Consider the following 19,759-nt stretch of genomic DNA (forward strand, 5'->3'; position numbering starts at 1 on the left):
CCCAAACCGCTGCACACTTTGGGCGACATGCATTCAATAAACAGGCGGCGAAACCACCCAGATGACCACGGCCGGCTCGCTGCCGGGATTGCGCCAGCGGTACGGCTTGCGCTCGAAGCGGAAAGAATCGCCTTCGCCGAGCCGGTGCCAGACGCCGGCTATCTCGATCTCGAAAATGCCAGAGGCGATGTAGCCGGCTTCCTCGGTCGGCCGCAGCTGCTCGCTCTTCATCTCGGCGCCCGGCGCGAAGATCGAACGCACCATCTCGAAACTACCGCCGAGATCGGGCGACAGAAGCTCCTCCACTAGGCCGGATTCGCTTGTGCCAAGCGTGCGCCGGCTGCCGGCGCGCACGATGACGCCGCGCTCCTTCTCGATAGGCACGTCGTGGCTGAAGAACAGGCTGAGCGGCACGCCGAATAAATCGGCGAAGGCCCTGAGGTCGCCGAGCGAAGGAATCGACAGGCCGCGCTCGACCTGGCTGACCCAGCCGACAGAGCGGCCAAGCTTCAGCGCGATCTCAGCCAGCGTCAGCCCACGCGCCTTGCGCAGCGCACGGATGTCGCTCGCCAGCAGGCGCTCGTCAGGTCCCTGCAATGTTTTGGGGATAGCTGGGGGCAAAACGCTCACTTGATGAAAATCTGGAAATGAATTTCATGAGAGCTCATGTCCGTGAAAAAATCAAGCGAATTTTCATAGACACACAAGATTTGCTTGCGCCATTTTGGAGGTTCATGCAAAGGCTCTGCACGAGCGGCGGGTGTGGGAATGCGGGTCGGCGACCAAGGATTGAAATCTGCGCAAGGTCTTTTCCGATAGCCGGTTCGGCTTTCGAAGTGTGCGCAAAGGGACGGCCCATGCTGGAAAAAAATGGCCTGGCAGCGCATAACGCGGCTGTTGTCGACGAGGCGATCATCTCGCGCCGTTCAGTGCGCGCCTTCCTGCCCGACATGGTCGATGACGAGACGATCCGAGCCATTCTTGGCGTCGCCGCGCGCGCGCCTTCGGGCACCAATATGCAGCCCTGGCGGGTCTATGTCGTCAAGGGCGAGGTCAAGCAGCAGATCACCGATGCCATCCTGAATTCCGGTATCCGCGCCGAAAAGGCCGATTGGGACGAGTATCGCTATTACCCCACCCAGTTCTTCGAGCCGTATCTCACCCGCCGCCGCGCCAACGGTTTCGGGCTCTATGGGGCACTCGGCATCGGCCGCCGCGAGGTCGACAAGATGCGCGCCCAGCACGACCGCAACTTCGTCTTCTTCGACGCGCCGGTCGGCATGATCTTCACCATCGACCGGCGGCTGAACCAAGGCTCGTGGATCGACTACGGAATGTTCCTGCAGAACATCATGGTGGCGGCGCGAGGCAGGGGCCTGCACACCTGCCCGCAGGCCGCCTTCGCGCCCTATCACCGGCAGATCCGGCAGGTGCTCAACATCCCCGACGAGGAGATCGTCGTCTGCGGCATGGCGCTAGGCCTCGAGGACACCTCCAAGCCCGAAAACAACTTCCGCACCGACCGCGTGCCGCTGGAAGAGTGGGTGACGTTCAGCGAATAGGGCTCGGCTAACGGCGCCTTATTCCACGTTCATCTGCGCGCCATGGCCGCTGACATGGGCGCCATCCTGCGGTGTCAGTCTGAGATAGGCGATCAGCGCGCACAACGTGATGACGCCCTCGACCACGAACAGGATGCGGAAATCGTTGGTCACCGCCGGCCTGCCGCCAGCCAGGAACGACAACAGCGCCGCCGCCAGGCCGACGCTGATCGCCACCCCCAACTGCCACAGTATGTAGTAGAGCGCGCTGAAGCGGGCGAGCTGGTCGGGCGCGATGTCGGAATAGGCGAGATTGCCGGTCGAAGCCCACTGCGCCGAGCGCAGAACGCCGAAGGCAAAGATATAGACGAGCACGATCCAGACCGGCGTTGTCGCGTCAATCAAGGCGAAGCCCGCTACCATGGCAGCAACGATCGGCGTGTTGACGACCAGCACGCGGCGAAAGCCGAAACGGTTGAGCAGGCGCGGCATGAAGACACGCATGATCAGCGAGCCGATTGCGGCGACGAAAGTCAGCGATCCCGCCTGCACCGCGCTCATGTCGAAGCCGAGCTGGAACATCAGCGGCAAAAGGAAAACGACCGAGCTCAGGCCGATCGTGTCCAGCCCACCACCGGTGAGGAATGAGATGCGAAAGGTGCGGATGTGCAGGAGTTTCAGGTCAAGCAAGGGGTTGCGGGCGCGCAGGCAGTAGAAGGAGGCAAGCGTCAGGATGACGATCGCCAGCGCCAGCTCGGCCGCGATCATGCTGCCGGCAGCGTCTTTGGCCGCAAGCGAATCCATGCCGAAGACCAGCAGGACCATGCCGCCGCCGACCAGCAGGAAGCCCGGAAAATCGAACTGCGTGCGCACCGGTTTGGTAACCGTCGGAAACAGCGAGGCGGCAAGAACGGCCGCCGCCAGCGCGAACGGCACGTTGATGAAGAAGATCCAGCGCCATGAAATGTAAGTCGTCAGCGCGCCGCCGACGAGCGGGCCGACCAGCGGTCCGGACTGGCCGGCCAGTGAGATATACATGTTGATTTTCAGCGTGCGGCTGCGCGGGAAGGTCGACAGGATGACGACCTGGCCGAGCGTCCCCATCAAGGCGCCGCCGAAGCCTTGCAGCGCGCGGGCGCCGACCAGCGTCCAGATGTCGTTGGACAATCCGCACAGCGCCGATGACGCGGCGAACACCAGCAAGGCGAAGCAGTAAACGTTGCGCAGGCCGAAGCGGTCGGCGGCCCAGCCGCCGAGCGGCATCGAGATGATCAGGCTGGCGACATAGACGGTGATCAACAGACCGAGCTGGCTCGGCGGCCGGCCGAGGCTGTCGCTGATGCCGGGCAGGGCGGTGACCACGACATTCTGGTCGAGGCTGGTCATGAACACGCCGCAGGCAACCGTCAGCGGCAGCAGGAGCAAGGCTCTGGCCGACACATCGGCGCGATCCGTGGCGCCGGCGGATAGTTCTGCGGTCATGGGGATGTTCGAACCAATCGACGATGCCGACTATGAGACGGGATCTTTTTAATCCCCTGGGCCGGTTGGGCCACGTTCCCCACCATGGGCTTCCATTGGAGCATTCTCTAGCGGCAGAACCGGCTGGCCTTGAGGCCAGAACGGCTGTCGGCCCTACTGAACCTCGTAGCCGACCTCCTCGCTGGCATGGCAGAGCGCCTTCCAGAACGAGCGGGCGAAGGAGCGGAAGACATAGATGTCGAACTGGTCGGCGCCGGTGCGCTGGATCTGCGCAAAGACGTCGTGATGGGTAGTCGAACGGCCGGAGCCCATAGGGAAGGCGGGCAGCGCAAAGTCGATGGCGAAGAATTTCGCCAGCACCCATTCGGCCTTAGGGCCGGCGATGCGGATAGCGGTGCGGCCATGCGACAGGTCGGTGATCGTGCCGATTGCCGGGGTTACGTCCCCGGCAAAACGCGCCGCCAGGCCCTCGGCATCGTCGACGACCGTGAATTTTCCAGGCGCGAAACCGAACACGGCCTTGCCGAACTTGGCAAGACCGCCGCCGGCACCGTCGGGCAAAGCGAGCCCGGTGACCTTGCCGATCGCCTCGATCAGCTGCTTTTCCGCGCCCGGCCATGCGGCCAGTTGCAGGATCGAGCCTGGCCTGATTTCGGTCAGGATGACATCGACGCCATGCTCGAAAATGCCGTGCGAACCCCGATGGAACACGGGCTCAAGCGGCGAGAGGCGCTCGGGTGATTGGCGTTCGGTTGATTGGCGCTCAGCCATGCATGCGGCTCCCGTCCGGGTCGTAGAAATGGTTGGAGACGATTTCGACCGGCCCGAACCGCTTGCGCAGCGGATCGGAGACAAACGCGCGGGTGCCATGGCGCGCCTTGCCGCCTTCGACCAGGGCCAGCGCGATGTGCTTGCCCAGCGCCGGCGAATAGCAGCAGGCGGTGATGTGGCCGATGGAATCGTGCGGATTGGCTTCGTCCAGCTCCTCGACGATGTGGGCGCCGCCATTGAACGGCCGGTTGTCGAGCGAGACCAGGCCGACCAGCTGCAGCCGCTCGGGCGCGATCAGGCCTTCGCGGTCCATCATCGCCGAGCCGATGAACGGCTTCTTCTTCGACAGCATCCAGTCGAGATGCAGGTCCCGCGCCGTGGTGCGCCCGTCGATCTCCGCGCCGGTGACATGGCCCTTTTCGATGCGCATCGTGCCCAACGCCTCCAGCCCGTAGGTGACTAGGCCGAACGGCTTGCCGGCTTCGACAAGGGCTTGCCAGACATGGGTGCCGTAGCCGGCGCCGCAATAGACCTCGAAGGCCATTTCTCCGGAGAAGGACAGCCGGCAAATCATCACCGGCACGCCTGATATCTCGCCGCGCACGATGCCCATGAAGGGCAGGGCTGTGTTGTCGACCGCAGTGCCGGTGACACAGGCGGCGAGGATGGCCCGCGCCTTCGGCCCGCCGATGGCCGCGCCAGCCCATTCGTCGGTTACCGAGGTGACATGCACTTTGAGTTCCGGCCAGATGACGTCGAGGAAATATTCCAGATGCTGCATCACCTTGCCGGCATTGGCCGTGGTGGTCGTCATCAGGAAGTCCTGTTCGCCGACCCGCCATGTGGTGCCGTCGTCGAAGGCCAGGCCATCCTCGCGCAGCATCAGGCCGTAGCGGGCCTTGCCGACGGGGAGGGTGGAAAACATGTTGGTGTAGACGCGGTCGAGGAATTCGCCGGCATCCGGCCCCTGAACGGCGATCTTGCCCAGCGTCGAAACGTCGACGATGCCGGCACTTTCGCGCGTCGCCCTGGCTTCACGGACATAGGCCTGTTCGACCGTCTCGCCGGCAAGGCCGTAGATCATTGGTCGATACCAGAGGCCAGCGGAATACATCGTTGCGCCATTGGCGAGGTGCCAGTCATGCATGGGCGTCAGGCGCTCGGGTTTCAGATCGCCGAAGCGTTCGGCGGCAAGCGAGCCGATCGACACCGCGGAATAGGGCGGGCGGAAGCGCGTCGTTCCGACTTCGGAGATCGGTTTGCCCAACGCCTCGGCCATGATGGCGAGGCCCGGAACGTTGGAGTTCTTGCCCTGGTCGGTCGCCATGCCGAGCGTGGTGTAGCGCTTCAGATGCTCGACGGAGACAAAACCTTCGCGATGCGCCAGCCGCACGTCTTCGGCAGTCACGTCATGCTGGAAGTCGACGAAGCTTTTTCCCTTGGCTTTGATCTCGAACACCGGCGCCGGATCGGGGTTTCCCGGGGCTGCTTCGACATCCGGCAAGGCTGCCGGCGCAGCCGCTCCGCCCGCGGCGGACAGGCCGGCTGCACGGCCCTCGGCAAGGGCTTCGAGCGTGGAAAAGCTGCCGTTGAAGGCGCCCGCACCAATCCATTGCTGATTTGGCCAGCGCTGTTGCGTCGGTTTTGGCGGCAGGAAGGCCTGGCGGGCAGGGTTCCATTCGGCTCTGGCACCGGCCTGGCTGGCGAGATGGATGGTCGGCGACCAGCCGCCCGACATCAGCAGGCAATTGGCATGGATGCTGCGGGCATCACCGCTGAGCGTGCCCGAGTTCATGTCGAAGCGCTGCACCTTGAGGCCGGAGAGCGCCTTGCCGCCCTCGGTGGCGACCACGGCATGGCCGGAGAGGATTTCGGCTTCGGCCTCGGTGGCGAGGCTGCGCATCTCGGCCGAAAGCTCGGGGCGCACGTCGATGATGGCGACAATAGCCGCGCCCGCCTTCCTCAGCGCCAGCGCCGAGCGATAGGCGCTGTCATTGTTGGTGAACAGCGCGACCCTGTCGCCGGGCAGCACGCCATAATCACTAACATAGCGCTCGGCGGCATGCGCCAGCATGACGCCCGGCCGGTCATTGCCGGGGAACACAAGCGGCCGCTCGAAAGAGCCGGTGGCCAGCACCACCGTTTTGGCGCGGATCGCCCAGTAGCGATGGCGAGGCTCGCCCTTGCCGGGCGTCTCCTTATGGTCGGTGACGCGCTCGAGTGCCGCCAGCGTGTTGCCGTCGTAATAGCCCCACACCGTGGTGCGCGGCAGCAGGCGGACCGTGTCATGGCCTTCGAGTTGGCTGACGGTGCGCGCCGCCCAGTCGGCGGCCGGCGCGCCGTCGATGGCCTCGCCGGACCAGTTGGCCGAGCCGCCGAAACGCGGCTCGAGTTCGGCCAGGATGACCCGCGCGCCCTGGTCGGCAGCGGCCTTGGCGGCCGACAGGCCGGCCGGGCCGGAGCCGACCACCAGCACGTCGCAAAACGCGTTCATGCGCTCGTAGCGCGAGGTGTCGGCGGCAATACCGGCGCGGCCCAGGCCGGCGGCGCGGCGGATGAAATGCTCGCAGAACATCCAGAAGTGGGTGCCTTTCAAGGGGCCGAAGACAGGGCCCATGAAGGTCTTGTAGTAGAAGCCGGCGGCCAGGATCTTGCCGCCGAGCTGGTTGACGGCGTTGATGTCCCAGGCGAGCGAGGGAAAGCGGTTCTGGCTGACGGCCATCAGCCCGTCATAGATCTCGACCATGGTTGCGGCGATGTTGGGCTCGCGCACTTCGCCGCGCAGCACCGTGACCAGCGCGTTCGGCTCCTCGACGCCGGCCGAGAGCAGGCCGCGCGGGCGGTGGTATTTGAACGAGCGGCCGAAAAGCGTCACGCCGTTGGCAAGCAGTGCCGAGGCCAGCGTGTCGCCGGCATGGCCGGTGTAGAGCGTGCCGTCGAAGGTGAAGCGGATGGTGCGCATGCGGTCGACGCGGCCGCCGGTCTCGGTGCGGCGCGGGCTCACGACTTCCCTCCGGCCTTGTGCCGGGCGGCGGCATTATGGTCGCCGCGCGCAAAACCGGTGCCGGAAATCTCATGCGTGACCGTGTTGCGCACCATCCTCAGATGGGTGCGGCAGCCGCCGGAATGCTGCCAGATCTCATTGTGGTCGCCGGCCGGGTTCAGGCGGTCGTAGACATAGGCGTTCCAGGCGTCGAGGTCCTGCGAGTTGGGCTGCGGGCGCTCGCGGTTGCCATCGCCCTGATAGGTGAACTCGATGACGTCGCGCGGGCCGCAATAGGGACAAGTGATAAGCATTTGTTTGAACCCTAATGCAGCCGGGGCGTTGCGCCCTGGCCCTTGTCGTCGATCACCAGGCCGCGATAAAAACGGTCGAGCGTGAACGGCGCGTTGAGCGCGTGCGGCTCGTTCTTGGCGATGGTGTATGCAAAGCACCAGCCCGAGGCCGGCGTCGCCTTGAAGCCGCCATAGCACCAGCCGCAATTGAGATACATGCCCGGCAGCGGGCCGGTGGTGATGATCGGCGAACCGTCCATCGACATGTCGCAGACGCCGCCCCAGGAGCGCAGCATGCGTACACGCGCAAGGCCGGGAAACAGCGCCAGCATCTCGCTCATCACCTCGTCGACGATGGGCAGATTACCGCGCTGGGCGTAGCTGTTGTAGCCGTCGATATCGCCGCCATAGACAAGGCCGCCCTTGTCGGACTGCGACATATAGAAATGGCCCATGCCGAAGGTCAGGACCGTGTTGCAGAACGGTTTCAGCGACTCTGTCACGAAGGCCTGCAGCACATGGCTCTCGATCGGCATCCTGTCGATGCCGGCAAGCTGCATCACCCGTCCGGTGCTGCCGGCAACGGCCACGGCAACTTTCTTGCCGCGGATCTCTCCGCGCGTCGTCTGCACGCCGGTGATGCGGTCGCCGTCGCGCAGGAAGCCGGTGACCTCGCAATTCTCGACGATGTCGACGCCGCGTCGGTCGGCGCCGCGGGCATAGCCCCAGGCAACCGCATCGTGACGGGCGGTGCCGGCGCGCGGCTGCATCAGGCCGCCGACGATGGGAAAGCGCGCGGAGGCCGACATGTCCAGCGCCGGGACCAGGCGCGCGATCTCGGCGGTGCTCATCAGCTCGGCATCGACGCCGAGATGGCGCATGGCGTTGCCGCGCCTGGCCAAGTCGTCGAACTGGGCCGGCGTGTGAGCCAGGTTCAGGCAGCCGCGCTGCGAGAACATGACGTTGTAGTTGAGGTCGTGCGACAGGTTCTCCCACATCTTCATCGAATGTTCGTAGAAGCGGGTGTTGGACGGCAAAAGGTAGTTGGAGCGCACCGCCGTGGTGTTGCGGCCGACATTGCCGGAACCCAGCCAGCCCTTTTCCAGCACCGCGACATTGTTGATGCCGTGCTCCTTGGCCAGATAATAGGCCGTCGACAGGCCATGACCGCCGCCACCGATGATGATGACATCATAGGAGGCCTTGGGCTCGGGCTTGCGCCAGGCCGGCTTCCAGTCCTTGTTTCCCTTGAGCGCGTTCGCGAGAAGCGAAAGGGCTGAATATTCCGCCATTCTTCATGTCATCCCTAGAGCATGATGCCGAAAAGTGTGAAGCGGTTTTCGGACGACATCATGCTCTATATCTTTAATTTCTAGAGCCGGATGATTTCAGGTCCAACAGACCTGAAGCCATCCGGCTCGGGTGCGATGCGGCAGACTATAGAGCAGGCGGCGGGCGCAAAGCCAAGATTGCGCCATGGCTTTTCGACTGGCCGACTCCCGCAAGGCGCCCAACTGCGATGACTTCGCCACGACTTGCCCCACGGGATGAGCGTCTCTATCAAGGACCGCTTTAGAAGCGGCCTTGCCGCCCTTTGAGTCGCCACCATTATGCTTTTTCGCTTCTTTCGCCTGATCCTGGTCCTCGCGCTCGTTGCCTTGGCGCCGCATTCGTTCGGCGCGATGGCGCAGGGGCTGGGCCAGGCGCCTGCCGGGCTGGTCGCCGACCAGCAGAAAATCCTGCAGGGTTTGACGACGAAAACCGACGCTCTGGAGAAGAAAGTCCAGGAGGACGGCGTCGACGACACCACCCTCGTCGAGATCCGCCTGCAGCTGGAAGAGCTGTCGCGCGCTGCGCTGAACAGCGCGCTGGCGTTCCGGTCCCGGCTGGGGGAGATCAATTCGAGGCTTGAGCAGCTTGGTGCGCCCCCGGCTGCCGGACAGCCGCCTGAACCGGATATCGTGACCGGCGAGCGCCAGGCGCTGGCGTCGGAAAAGGCGGAGATCAACGCCGTCATCGCCGGCGCGCAGAACCTGTCGATCCGCATCAATGCGCTGATCGAGAAGATCGGCAATATGCGCAGCGAGCTGTTTCGCAGCGGCCTAACCAAGCGCTATGTGCTGTCCGATGCACTGAGCCCGCAGGTGTTTTCCGACGCAAGGGACGAATACGCCAACTTCTACAGGGCGGTGTCATCGTGGCTGAGCTTTGCCTTCAAGTTCAAGTTCCAGGCGATGCTCGCGGCGACCCTCATGGCGCTTGCGTTGGCCGTGGTGCTTCTGGTCGGCGGGCGCCGCCTGTTTGGGCGCATCTTCGAGCCCGACGCGTCGGTTGAAGATCCGACATATCTCAGTCGCCTGTCGGTGGCGTTCTGGTCGACTTTGCTGCCGACGCTGGCGGTCAGCGCCTTCCTCGCCTCGACGGTGTTCCTGTACAATTATTACAATGTGCTGCGCGGCGACATAGGCGTGTTCCTCAACGCGCTGGCAGCCGTCATCGCCATAGTGTTCTGTGTCAACCGCCTGACCAATGCGGCGCTGTCGCCTAGCATGCCGAACTGGCGCCTGATCCAGGTCGAGACCGGCCCGGCGCGTTGGCTGGTGCGGCTGACGACGGCCATGGCAGTCGTCATCGGCATCAACAATTTCCTGTCGATCGTCAACGACAAGATGGGCTCGCCCCTGTCGCTGACGGTGGCCAGGAGTTTTGTCGCCACCGTGATCGTCGGGGTCATCCTGATCCTGATGGCGCTGCTGAAGCCTTACAAGGACGCCGACGGGCGCTGGCGCCGCTGGCCGGCCTGGCTGCGCTACACCTGTGTCGCGCTCGGCCTGTTCACGATTGCGGCGGCGCTGTTCGGCTATATCGGTCTTGCCATCTTCGTCTCGTTGCAGGTCGTGGTCACCGGCACCATCCTGCTTACCGCCTATATCGGCTTCCTGTCGGCGCGCGAGATCGGCGAGGAGGGTGGTTTCGCCGGCACCTCGATTGGGCGCTGGCTGAAGACCAATTCCAGCTATGAGGACACCGCGCTCGACCAGCTCGGCCTCGTCGTCAGCGTCGCCATCAACCTGATGATCGTGCTGGTGTTCCTGCCGCTGATCCTGTTGATGTGGGGCTTCCAGCCCGGCGATATCCAGGCCTGGGGCTATAAATTGGCGACAGGCGTCACCGTCGGTTCGGTGACGATTTCGGTCACCGGCATCCTCACCGGCATCGTCGTCTTCATCATCGGCTATTTCCTGACCCGCTGGTTCCAGGGCTGGCTCGACGGCTCGGTAATGGCGCGCGGCAAGGTCGATACCGGCGTGCGCAACTCGATCCGGCTGGCGGTCGGCTATGCCGGCGTCGCGCTCGCTGGGCTCGTCGGCATCTCGGCGGCGGGCATCGATCTCTCCAACCTGGCGCTTGTTGCCGGCGCACTTTCGCTGGGTATCGGCTTTGGCCTGCAGAATGTCGTGTCCAACTTCGTGTCCGGCCTGATCCTGCTCGCCGAGCGGCCGTTCAAGGTCGGCGACTGGATCGTCGCCGGCGACACATCAGGCACGGTCAAGAAGATCAGCGTGCGCGCCACCGAAATCGAGACCTTCCAGCGGCAATCGGTGATCCTGCCCAATTCGAATCTCATCAACAACGCCGTCGGCAACTGGACGCACCGCAACAAGCTCGGACGTGTGGAGATCAAGGTCGGGGTCGCCTATGGCAGCGACGTCAAGCGGGTACACGCGGTCCTGCTTGAGATTGCGCGCGGCCATGCGCTGGTGCTGAAGAACCCGGAACCCTTCGTGCTGTTCACCAATTTCGGGCCGGCAGCACTCGAGTTCGAGATCCGCGTGTTCCTGGCCGATGTGCTGAACGGCGCCATCGTTCAGAACGATATCCGCTTTGCCGTTCTCGATGCTTTTGACGCCGAGCACATAGAAATCCCCTCGACGCCGCGCGCCGAGGTCAAGGTCAAGAAGACCGACGCATGGCCGATCGACGACGACAAGATCGAGGTCGAGTTCGCCGAGAAGGAGCAGGCGGAGGCCAGAGCCGCCGCCAAGGCGAAGCGGCTGGCCAAAACTGGTCGCAAGGCCCGCAAACCCGATCCCAGCTAAGGCCCCAAGCTCCTCCCAAACCAATTGCGGCATGAATGCGGCATTCAGTTGCGGTTCAGCTTGCATCTCATATAAGCTCACATGCAAAGGCGAGAATGCCTTGCGAAATGCAACAGAGGCGGTGTGGAAACACCGATATTGCAAAATGTGGAAGTCGCTCGTCGTCGCCATCGCTCTTACCGCAGCGAGTGGCTCGGCCTTTGCCGCCAGCGCGGTCAACAAGGATGCTGAGACCCGTACGCTGATCGTGACGGAAGGCGGCGGCAAGACGGAGCTGGCGTTGGCCGCCGGCGAAACCGTGGAATTCTGCCCGAACGGCTGTTTCGTCACCTTGCCCAATGGTGACCTCGAGGCCCTGACCGGCTCGGAAACGGTCGAAATCTCGGGTGGCGTTGCCCGCATCAAGTAAGTCGGCAAGCAGATGTAGTAGAGGCCGGGCAATGCCCGGCCTTTTATTGTCCGCGGTAGCGATTGCTTAACAATGACGCGGGAAATATCGTGACGCCTACCGGCTGCAACCGTGCGTTTTAACGTTCACTACGCCGTTCCGCCGCTATACCGATGCGAAGACGCCGAAGCACGGCGCAACGGTTATGAATAGGGCAGAACGGATATGGATGCGCGGTCGGACAAGAACGCAATCCCGCTTGCGGTCGACCTCGACGGCACGCTGATTGCGACCGATCTTCTTTGGGAAGGCCTGTTCATCCTGCTCAAGAAGAATCCGCTCTATGTTTTCCTGGTTCCATTCTGGCTGGCCGCCGGCCCGGCGCGGCTGAAACAAGCGATTGCCGACCGCATCGACATCGATCCGGCCTCGCTGCCCTATCGCGAAGCGCTGCTGCAGCGGCTGCGCGCCGACCATCGCGACGGACGCAAGATCGTGCTGGCGACCGGTACGCCACGCAAGTTCGCCGAGACAATCGCCGCGCATCTGGGCGTCTTCGACTATGTGCTGGCGACCGACGGTCCCCACAACATGACCTCGGGCCGCAAGCGCGACGCGCTCATCGCCGCCTATGGCGACGGCGGTTTCGACTATGCCGGCAACAGCCGGCACGACCTCAAGGTTTTCGGAGCCGCACGCAACGCCATTGTCGTGGCGCCCGACCGCCATGCGAAGCGCTGGCAGGCCGCGCATAGCGCCGAAAGGATGCCGGCGCCGAAAAGGACATTGAAGACATTCGTCAAGATGCTGCGCGTGCATCAGTGGCTGAAGAATTCGCTGATCGCGGTGCCGATGGTGCTGTCGCATGAATACTTCAACATCAACATGATCTGGCAATGCCTGCTGGCGTTCGTCTCCTTCAGCGCCGTGGCTTCCGCCATCTACATTCTCAACGATTTCTTCGACCTTGCGCTCGACCGCAAGCATCCGACCAAACGCAACCGGCCTTTCGCCAGCGGCGCTTTGTCGATCCCGTTCGGTCTCGGCGCGATGGCGGTGCTGCTGGCGATCGGCATTGCCGCCGGGCTTCTGTTGCCGATCGAGTTCCTGGGCGTGCTCGCCGGCTATCTGGTGGTGACCACAGCCTATTCGCTGTCGTTCAAGCGCATGCTCCTGGCCGACGTACTGACGCTGGCGGGGCTATACACTGTGCGTGTGCTGGCAGGTGCTGCGGCGACCGGGGTCGAAGTCTCGTTCTGGCTGCTCGCCTTCTCGATTTTCTTCTTCCTGTCGCTGGCGCTGGTGAAGCGCTATGTCGAACTGCGCACCACAGCCATTCCGGTGGGCGAGCGCATTGCCGGTCGCGGCTACCGCATCGAAGATCAGGAGATCGTCGCCCAGGCAGGAATGGCGTCGGCCTTCTCCTCGGCGCTGGTGCTGGCGCTCTACATGGACAGCGTCGCGGTACGCGAACTCTATCCGCATCCCTGGCTGGTCTGGCCGCTGGCGCCGATCGTGCTGTATTTGACCATGCGGGTCTGGATCCTGGCGCGCCGCAACGAGATGAATGATGATCCGGTCATCTTCATCATTCGCGACTGGCGAAGCCAGATCGTCGTGGTGATCGGCGCCGCCCTTCTGGTCGCGGGAGGCTGGTAGGGCATGGCCGGCGAACGGTACCGGAGTTTTGGCCTCGCCACGCCGGCCGCAAAGCGAGCCATCGCGGCCGACGATGCCATCGCGCTGATGCGAAGCGGCAAGGCGACAAAGAACGCTCTGCTCGCCTATGGCAATGGCCGCTCCTACGGTGATTCCTGCCAGAACGGGCCAGGTGCGGTCGTGGACATGCGGCCGCTGAACCGCATCGGCGCCTTCAATGCCGAGACCGGCCTGCTCGAGGCGGAGGCCGGCGTGTTCCTCTCCGATATCATTGCGCACACTGCACCTTACGGTTTCTTTCCGACTGTCGTCCCAGGCACCCAGTTCGTCACCCTTGGCGGCGCGATCGCCAATGACGTCCATGGCAAGAACCATCACCGGCGCGGCACCTTTGGCTGCCATGTCGAGTCGTTCACGCTGCTGCGCTCGGACGGGCGGACCTACACCTGCTCGGCAACCGACAATGCAAGGCTGTTTGCGGCGACGATCGGCGGCATGGGGCTGACCGGCCTGATCCTGTCGGCCTCGATCCGGCTGATGCGGGTGCATTCGCTCGATATCGCCGAGAAGGTAACGCGGTTTGCCGATCTCGGCGAATTCTTCGAACTGGCCGAGGCCGCCGACCAGGCCAATGAATATGCCGTCGCCTGGATCGACCAGCTTGCCGGCGGCCATGGCCGCGGGCGCGGCCTGTTGTTGACAGGCAATCATGCCGAGTATGGCTCGCATGCGGCGTCTCGCGCCGGCTCCCGTTTTTCAGTGCCGTTCCAGCCGCCGTTCAATGTGCTCAACCGGCCGTTCCTCACCGCCTTCAACGCCGCCTATCGGTGGAAGAAGGGGCGCTCGCCGGGGCCGAGCCAAACCGGCTACCAGGGCTTTTTCTTTCCGCTTGATGGTGTCGGCGACTGGAATCGGCTGTATGGCCCGAAAGGTCTCTACCAGCACCAGAGCTTGGTGCCGGAAAATGTCGCGCGCCAGACCGTGCCGGCGCTGCTCGAGGCGGCGCGACGGGCCGGGCAGGGCTCTTTCCTCACCGTGTTGAAGCGCTTCGGCTCGATCCGCTCGCCGGGGCTGCTGTCTTTTCCGCGGCCAGGCTTCACGTTGACGCTGGATTTCCCCAATCGCGGCGACAGGACGCTGGCCCTGCTCAGCGAACTCGACGGCATCACGGTCGCGGCCGGCGGCGCGGTCAACCCGTACAAGGATGCGCGCATGGGCGCTGATACTTTCGCGGCCTCCTTCCCGAATTGGCAGCGGCTTGAAGCGCTGCGCGACCCGGCGTTCGTGTCCAGTTTCTGGCTGCGGACGGCGAAAAAGCTCAACGTCCGGCCAGGGCGTGTCGAGGCAGCTGAATAGGTACAATCCGAATAAGTCATGGTGAATAGATCGTAATTTCCGTGGTTTACTCAAAGCATTGTCGTGACTTCATGAAATGTTTGCAGGTTCGTAATACGACCGTTGCGAGTGGCGGGTGCAAAATATGAAATACATCGTCTTCATTCTGTTCACGGTCATGACCAATGCCGCCGCGCAGCTGATGCTGAAGCAAGGCATGATGTCACTCGGGCCGATTTCGTTCGAAGGCACCAATCCGCTGTTGAGGCTGTTGCAGGTCGTTTTCAGCCCATGGGTGTTTCTCGGCCTGTGCACCTTCGTCATCTCGATGGCTTCGCATCTCTATGTGCTGTCCAAGGTCGAGCTCAGCTTTGCGTATCCGTTCCTCAGCCTTGCCTATGTCGCGGTTGCGATCTTCGCCTATTTCATCTTCCGCGAGGACCTCAATGCCTGGCGCATTGCCGGCATCGCCTTCATCTGCGTCGGCACCGTGCTGATCGCGCAAAGCGGTCGAGACTTGGGCGGGCGCGGGCATGACGACCAAACCGCTTCCATCATCCCCAACAAGACCAGCGAGATCGTTCGATGAGACATGTTATTTTCGGCGGCGACGGCTTCGTCGGCCGTCATCTTGCCCCGAAGCTTGTGGCCGATGGTGAAGAGGTTGTCGTTGCCGACATCGTCAAGAGCGACCTGGCGCACTATCGCAACGTTCGCTTCGTCACCTGCGATGTCACGGATACGGCCTCGGTGGCCAACATCGGATTGAAGGCCGACGACATGGTCTACAACCTGTCGGCCAAAATGCTGTCGCCGATCCAGGTGCGGGCCAAGCGTCACGACTTCTTCTTTCCGGTGAATCTCCACGGCACCGAACACATCATGCAGGCGATGGACAAGGCCGGCGCGTCCAAGCTCGTCCACTACACCACGGACATGATCTACGGCCACACGGTCACCCAGCCGATGACCGAGGAGCACCCGGTCGCGCCGCTCGGCGAATATGGCTGGTCGAAGCAGAAGACCGAGGAGCTCGCCGCGGCAATGGCGCAAGCGCGGCATGTCGATCTCGCTTTTTCGACCGCGGCTGATCATCGGTCCCGGCCGGCTCGGGATCCTGGAAAAGCTGTTCAAACTGATCGACTGGAATTTTCCTGTGCCGATGATCGGCTCGGGCAAGAACCCCTATCAGTTCATCTCGGTGTTCGATTGCGCGGAAGCTGCCCGCGCGGCCTGGAAGGCAGGCGTGCCCAACCAGGCCTATAATCTGGGCTCCCTCAATCCGCCGCCGGTGAAGAAATTGCTGGGCGACCTGATCAAGCATGCCGGCTCGAAATCGCTGCTGATCCCGACGCCGGGCTGGGCGGTCAAGCGCACCCTCGACCTGCTCGATCTCATGAACATGCCGATCATGGATCCCGAACAATATCTGATCGCCGATGAGGAGTGCGTGCTCGACGTATCCAAGGCCGAGCGCCAGCTCGGCTGGGTGCCGCAATATCGCGACGAGGACATGCTGATCGCCGCCTACAGCGAATACCGCGCCAAGAAAGACGGGCTTGCCGTCACCGCAAATCATGTCCCCGCCGAATAGGTGGGACGACCAGGAGAACTCCGAAATGACCGTCATGGCCAAGCCTGAGCAGACGAACGCGCGCACCATGGTCGGCGCGCCGGCGTTGTCGCCTACCGCCATCGCCAAGCCCGACCTGATCAGCGTCGAGCAGGCGAAGGCGATGGATGTTGCGCGCATGACCGACTTGTTCAAGGCGCATCTCAATCCGGGCCAGCTGCATTTCATGAAGCTGCTCGGCTTCCACAAGATCAAGATCGAGCGTGCCGAAGGCATGTTCTACATCGACCAGAACGGCCGCAAGATTCTCGACTTCTTCGGCGGCTTCGGTTCGCTGGCCTTCGGCCACAACCATCCGCGCATCCTGGAGGCCCGGCGCAAATTCCAGGAGGAGAAGCGCCAGGAAATCGCCATCGCCTTCATGTCGCAATATGCATCGGCCCTTGCGCACAACATCGCCAAATGCTCGCCCGGCGATCTCGACATGGTGTTTCTGGGCTCGTCGGGTTCGGAAGCGATGGAAGCGGCGGTGAAGCTCGCCGAGCGCGCCGCCGGGCCTAAGAGGCCAAAAATCGTCTATGCCGAGAATTCCTTCCACGGCAAGACCAAGGGCGTGCTCGGCATTACCGATGGCCAGCTCTACCGCGCGGACTTCAAGATGGCTGAGAACACCGTTCGCATTCCGTTCGCCGATATCGAAGCGGTCGAGCGGCTGTTCCGCTCCGACCCGGAGGTCGGCGTCATCGTGCTTGAGACAATCCAGGGCGGCGGCGGCATCATCCAGGCGCCGGCCAAATACTGGCAGAAATTGCGCGTGCTCTGCGACCAGTATGGCGTGCTGTGGGTGGCGGACGAAGTGCAGTGCGGCTATGGCCGTTCGGGACGCTTCTATGCCTTCGAGCATTATGGCGTCGTGCCCGATGTGACGGCGCTGGCGAAATCGCTCGGCGCCGGCAAGGCGGCGGTCGGCGCGATGATCGCCCGGCGCGAGGTCTATATGAAGGCCTATGGCACGCCGAAGACGGCGATGATCCATGCCATGGCCACCTTTGGCGGCATGGGCGAGGCCTGCGTCACCGCGATCGAGGGCATCAACGTGCTCTATGATGAGGGGCTGATCGACAACGCCGCCACTACCGGCGACTATCTGCTGCAGCGCCTGCAGGCGCTGAAGGAGAAGTACCCGAAGATCATCAAGGATGTGCGCGGCAAAGGCTTTATGGTCGGGCTCGAGTTCCACGACTTCTCGCAGACCTTGCCGATGGTGCTGCGTCCGATCGTCAGCGTCCTCGACGACAAGCTGAAGGGCTCGCTGTCGGGCTTCGTCGGCGCGCTGTTGCTGCGCGACTATGACGTGCTCGTCGCCTTCACCGAATACAACCGCAACGTCATCCGTCTCGAGCCGCCGCTGATCTGCCAGCGCGAGCATGTCGACCATTTCGTCGATGCCTTCGATAGCCTGCTGTCGCGCGGCATCGTGGGGATCGTGAAGGATTTCGTCAAAAGCCAGGTCCGTTAAAGAAGTCCGTTGAGCGAAGTCCCGAGTCCGACAATGCTGAGCAAGTCTCCCGCCCCGCAAAACACACTCGACCGGCTGACCGCGGCCGCTCTGGCGTGGGGCGAGGGGACTTATGCGCGATGGGCCGCGCCAATCGGCGCGATCGCGTTTTCGCTCTATATCCTGCTGACGGCGTTTACCGCCTGGACGATGCCCGATGCCAATTGGGACATGCTGCCTTATCTCACAATCGCCGAGGAGGGCGCTTACCCAGATGCCCAGGCGCTGCATGACTATGCCTACAGGACGGTCCAGGCCGGCGTTTCGGCCGCCGACTACAAGGCGCTGACAGACGATGGCGGCGGCTTCCGCAGCCATATGGCGCAAAATGCCGCCGACTTTCACTCGCTGCTTGGCATGTACCGGATCAAGTTTCTCTATGCCGAGATGCTGTCGACGATGAGTTCGGTGATGTCGCCGGTCGAGGCGATGCGGGTGCTGCAGGTGGTCTCGGTGCTGCTGTTCGGGATGATCACGCTGCTGTGGCTGCGAACCGAAGGCGCGCTTGCGCTGGCGCCTGTGGTCGGCGCGGTGCTGATCATGGCCGATTTCGGCGATGCCGCACGCGCCTCGACCCCGGATCTGTTGTGCTCGGCGCTGTTCCTCGGCGGGCTGCTTGCCTATGTGCGCGGCCGCGAGGCAGCGACCGCTGTCCTGCTTTTCCTGGCCTTCATGGCGCGGCCGGACAACATCGTGTTCCTGGCCATTTTCGCCGTGCTGCTGCTGGTCTTCCGGCAGCGGGCGTGGGGCGCGCTGGCCGGCTTTGCCGCGTCCTTCGTCGCCTATTTCGCGATTTCGCACTGGGCCCAGCATCCCGGCTGGTGGCCGCATCTGTGGTTCTCCAGCATCGAGCAGCACTACAATATGGATGGCTTCGAGCCGCCGTTCTCGGTTGGCGCCTATCTCAAGGCGTTTGCCGCATCCTTCATTCGCGCTATCAGCATCAACAGCTGGGTCGGGGTCTCGGTTCTGGCGCTGGCCGCGTGGTTTGCGCTCGGCCGCGCCGGCTTCCGGCTCGATCGCCGCGCCGGCATCCTGCTTGCAGCACTGGTGCTCGGCGTGCTGGCGAAATTCACCGTCTTTCCGATCCACGACACCCGCATCTACTTCCCGAACCTTCTGCCGCCCTACCTTTTGCTTGTCGGCCCGATCATGGCGCTGTGGGCGTCGGCAAGCCTGAATGGAAGGCGGCCCATCGCCTTGCAGGCCATACCTGGAGATAAGCCATGAGTTCCATTTCCGGCCTGGCGCGCATCGCCCTTTCGCTCGGCCTGCCCGCTGGTCTGCTGGATCGCGGGCCGGCGTTGCGCGGCACGAAATTCCTGGCCAAGGCTGCACTGAAGGCGCGGTTCAGCAGCGGGCAACCCTTCCAGATGGTCAATGTCGGCGCTTGCGACGGCGCGCTGTTCGACGACGTCACGCCGTGGCTGCACCGCATTCCGCGGGCGCGGGCCGTGCTGGTCGAGCCGATCCCGTACAATCAGAAGCGGTTGCGCGCCAACTATCCCGACACGGAACGCTTCGTCATCGAGCCGGTCGCGGTGACAAAAATCAAAGGCACGATCACCGTCCACACTTTCGATGCCGCGGCACTCGAGGCCGGCACGCTGCCGATCGAGTTCATCGGCTGCTCGTCGGTCACCGACACCAATCTGATGTCGGGCAAGAATGCCTGGGGCGAGGCCGACGTAAATTTCAACAAGTTCGCGCCGCACCTGAGGGATATCGAGGTGCCGTCGGACACGCTGCAGACGCTGCTCGACCGGAACGGCATCACGCATATCGACGCCTTCCTGGTCGATTGCGAAGGCGCCGACTGGATCGTCTTCGAACAGCTCGATCTCAAGCGCTATCGTCCGGGCATGATCAAGGTCGAGGTCGGCGCGCTGCCGGCTGCCGAAATCGGCCAGGTCGTGGTCAAGCTGAAGACATCAGGCTACCAGGTCGGCTTCCAGGCCGAGGACATCTGGGCCTTCGCCTGAGATAGATCGCCACTGGCGGCACGCCCGGTCGCCGGGTCGCGTCGCATCTGCGACGTGTCGCAAACAGGCGGTAGCTCCATCCACGTCCTCTGCA

Annotated in this window: 15 protein-coding genes and 1 pseudogene; 10 read left to right on the forward strand and 6 right to left on the reverse strand. The window is 63.3% G+C overall.

The window, feature by feature from the left end; genetic code table 11:
* Positions 1-33: 33 nt before the first annotated feature.
* Positions 34-576: a helix-turn-helix domain-containing protein gene (locus NKJ77_RS12925; protein ID WP_023714342.1), complete on the reverse strand. Its 543-nt coding sequence runs from the start codon at positions 574-576 to the stop codon at positions 34-36.
* A 281-nt stretch (positions 577-857) separates the two neighbouring features.
* Between NKJ77_RS12925 and NKJ77_RS12930 the strand changes: the two genes are divergently transcribed.
* Entirely contained in the window at positions 858-1,562 is a 705-nt protein-coding gene (locus NKJ77_RS12930) for a nitroreductase (protein WP_023830525.1), read from the forward strand.
* An 18-nt stretch (positions 1,563-1,580) separates the two neighbouring features.
* Here the strand turns inward: NKJ77_RS12930 and NKJ77_RS12935 are convergent, their stop codons facing one another.
* The 5 genes from NKJ77_RS12935 to NKJ77_RS12955 form a co-directional block, all read right to left on the reverse strand.
* Positions 1,581-3,023 (reverse strand): MFS transporter, encoded by a 1,443-nt coding sequence (locus NKJ77_RS12935; protein WP_023830526.1) that lies wholly within the window; start codon positions 3,021-3,023, stop codon positions 1,581-1,583.
* 153 nt (positions 3,024-3,176) lie between these two features.
* On the reverse strand, positions 3,177-3,794 hold the full coding sequence (gene soxG, locus NKJ77_RS12940; protein WP_050589843.1) for a sarcosine oxidase subunit gamma family protein: 618 nt from the start codon (positions 3,792-3,794) through the stop codon (positions 3,177-3,179).
* Positions 3,787-6,798 carry a sarcosine oxidase subunit alpha gene (locus NKJ77_RS12945; RefSeq protein WP_352535296.1) on the reverse strand — a complete coding sequence of 1,004 codons (3,012 nt, stop codon included), beginning with the start codon at positions 6,796-6,798 and terminating at the stop codon, positions 3,787-3,789. The genes soxG and NKJ77_RS12945 overlap by 8 nt, the downstream gene beginning before the upstream one ends.
* Positions 6,795-7,091 carry a sarcosine oxidase subunit delta gene (locus tag NKJ77_RS12950; RefSeq protein ID WP_023830528.1) on the reverse strand — a complete coding sequence of 99 codons (297 nt, stop codon included), beginning with the start codon at positions 7,089-7,091 and terminating at the stop codon, positions 6,795-6,797. Before NKJ77_RS12950 ends, NKJ77_RS12945 begins: the two co-directional genes overlap by 4 nt.
* Before the next feature lie 11 nt (positions 7,092-7,102).
* A complete protein-coding gene (locus NKJ77_RS12955; RefSeq protein ID WP_023830529.1) occupies positions 7,103-8,362 on the reverse strand; it encodes a sarcosine oxidase subunit beta family protein in 1,260 nt (419 codons plus the stop codon).
* A gap of 318 nt (positions 8,363-8,680) precedes the next feature.
* Here NKJ77_RS12955 and NKJ77_RS12960 point away from each other — a divergent pair, with 318 nt between their 5' ends.
* The 9 genes and pseudogenes from NKJ77_RS12960 (at position 8,681) to NKJ77_RS13000 (ending at position 19,665) form a co-directional block, all read left to right on the forward strand.
* Positions 8,681-11,170 carry a mechanosensitive ion channel family protein gene (locus tag NKJ77_RS12960; protein ID WP_023830530.1) on the forward strand — a complete coding sequence of 830 codons (2,490 nt, stop codon included), beginning with the start codon at positions 8,681-8,683 and terminating at the stop codon, positions 11,168-11,170.
* Positions 11,171-11,315: 145 nt separating this feature from the next.
* Entirely contained in the window at positions 11,316-11,579 is a 264-nt protein-coding gene (locus NKJ77_RS12965) for a hypothetical protein (protein WP_023670370.1), read from the forward strand.
* A 204-nt stretch (positions 11,580-11,783) separates the two neighbouring features.
* Entirely contained in the window at positions 11,784-13,217 is a 1,434-nt protein-coding gene (locus NKJ77_RS12970) for a UbiA family prenyltransferase (RefSeq protein WP_023699267.1), read from the forward strand.
* Positions 13,218-13,220: 3 nt separating this feature from the next.
* Positions 13,221-14,573: an FAD-binding oxidoreductase gene (locus NKJ77_RS12975; protein WP_023706098.1), complete on the forward strand. Its 1,353-nt coding sequence runs from the start codon at positions 13,221-13,223 to the stop codon at positions 14,571-14,573.
* A gap of 124 nt (positions 14,574-14,697) precedes the next feature.
* A complete protein-coding gene (locus NKJ77_RS12980; protein ID WP_023700340.1) occupies positions 14,698-15,141 on the forward strand; it encodes an EamA family transporter in 444 nt (147 codons plus the stop codon).
* Positions 15,138-16,146: pseudogene (locus tag NKJ77_RS12985) on the forward strand (NAD-dependent epimerase/dehydratase family protein). Before NKJ77_RS12980 ends, NKJ77_RS12985 begins: the two are co-directional and overlap by 4 nt.
* A gap of 67 nt (positions 16,147-16,213) precedes the next feature.
* The gene (locus tag NKJ77_RS12990; protein WP_245259874.1) at positions 16,214-17,644 is read left to right on the forward strand and encodes an aspartate aminotransferase family protein; all 1,431 of its coding nucleotides are present in this window, start codon (positions 16,214-16,216) and stop codon (positions 17,642-17,644) included.
* A gap of 33 nt (positions 17,645-17,677) precedes the next feature.
* Positions 17,678-18,913, forward strand: a complete 1,236-nt coding sequence (locus NKJ77_RS12995) for a hypothetical protein (RefSeq protein ID WP_352535297.1) — start codon at positions 17,678-17,680, stop codon at positions 18,911-18,913.
* Positions 18,910-19,665, forward strand: a complete 756-nt coding sequence (locus NKJ77_RS13000) for an FkbM family methyltransferase (RefSeq protein WP_023744702.1) — start codon at positions 18,910-18,912, stop codon at positions 19,663-19,665. Before NKJ77_RS12995 ends, NKJ77_RS13000 begins: the two co-directional genes overlap by 4 nt.
* Positions 19,666-19,759: the final 94 nt, after the last annotated feature.

Source organism: Mesorhizobium sp. M0052 (genome assembly GCF_040323255.1).
Taxonomy (GTDB): Bacteria; Pseudomonadota; Alphaproteobacteria; order Rhizobiales; family Rhizobiaceae; genus Mesorhizobium.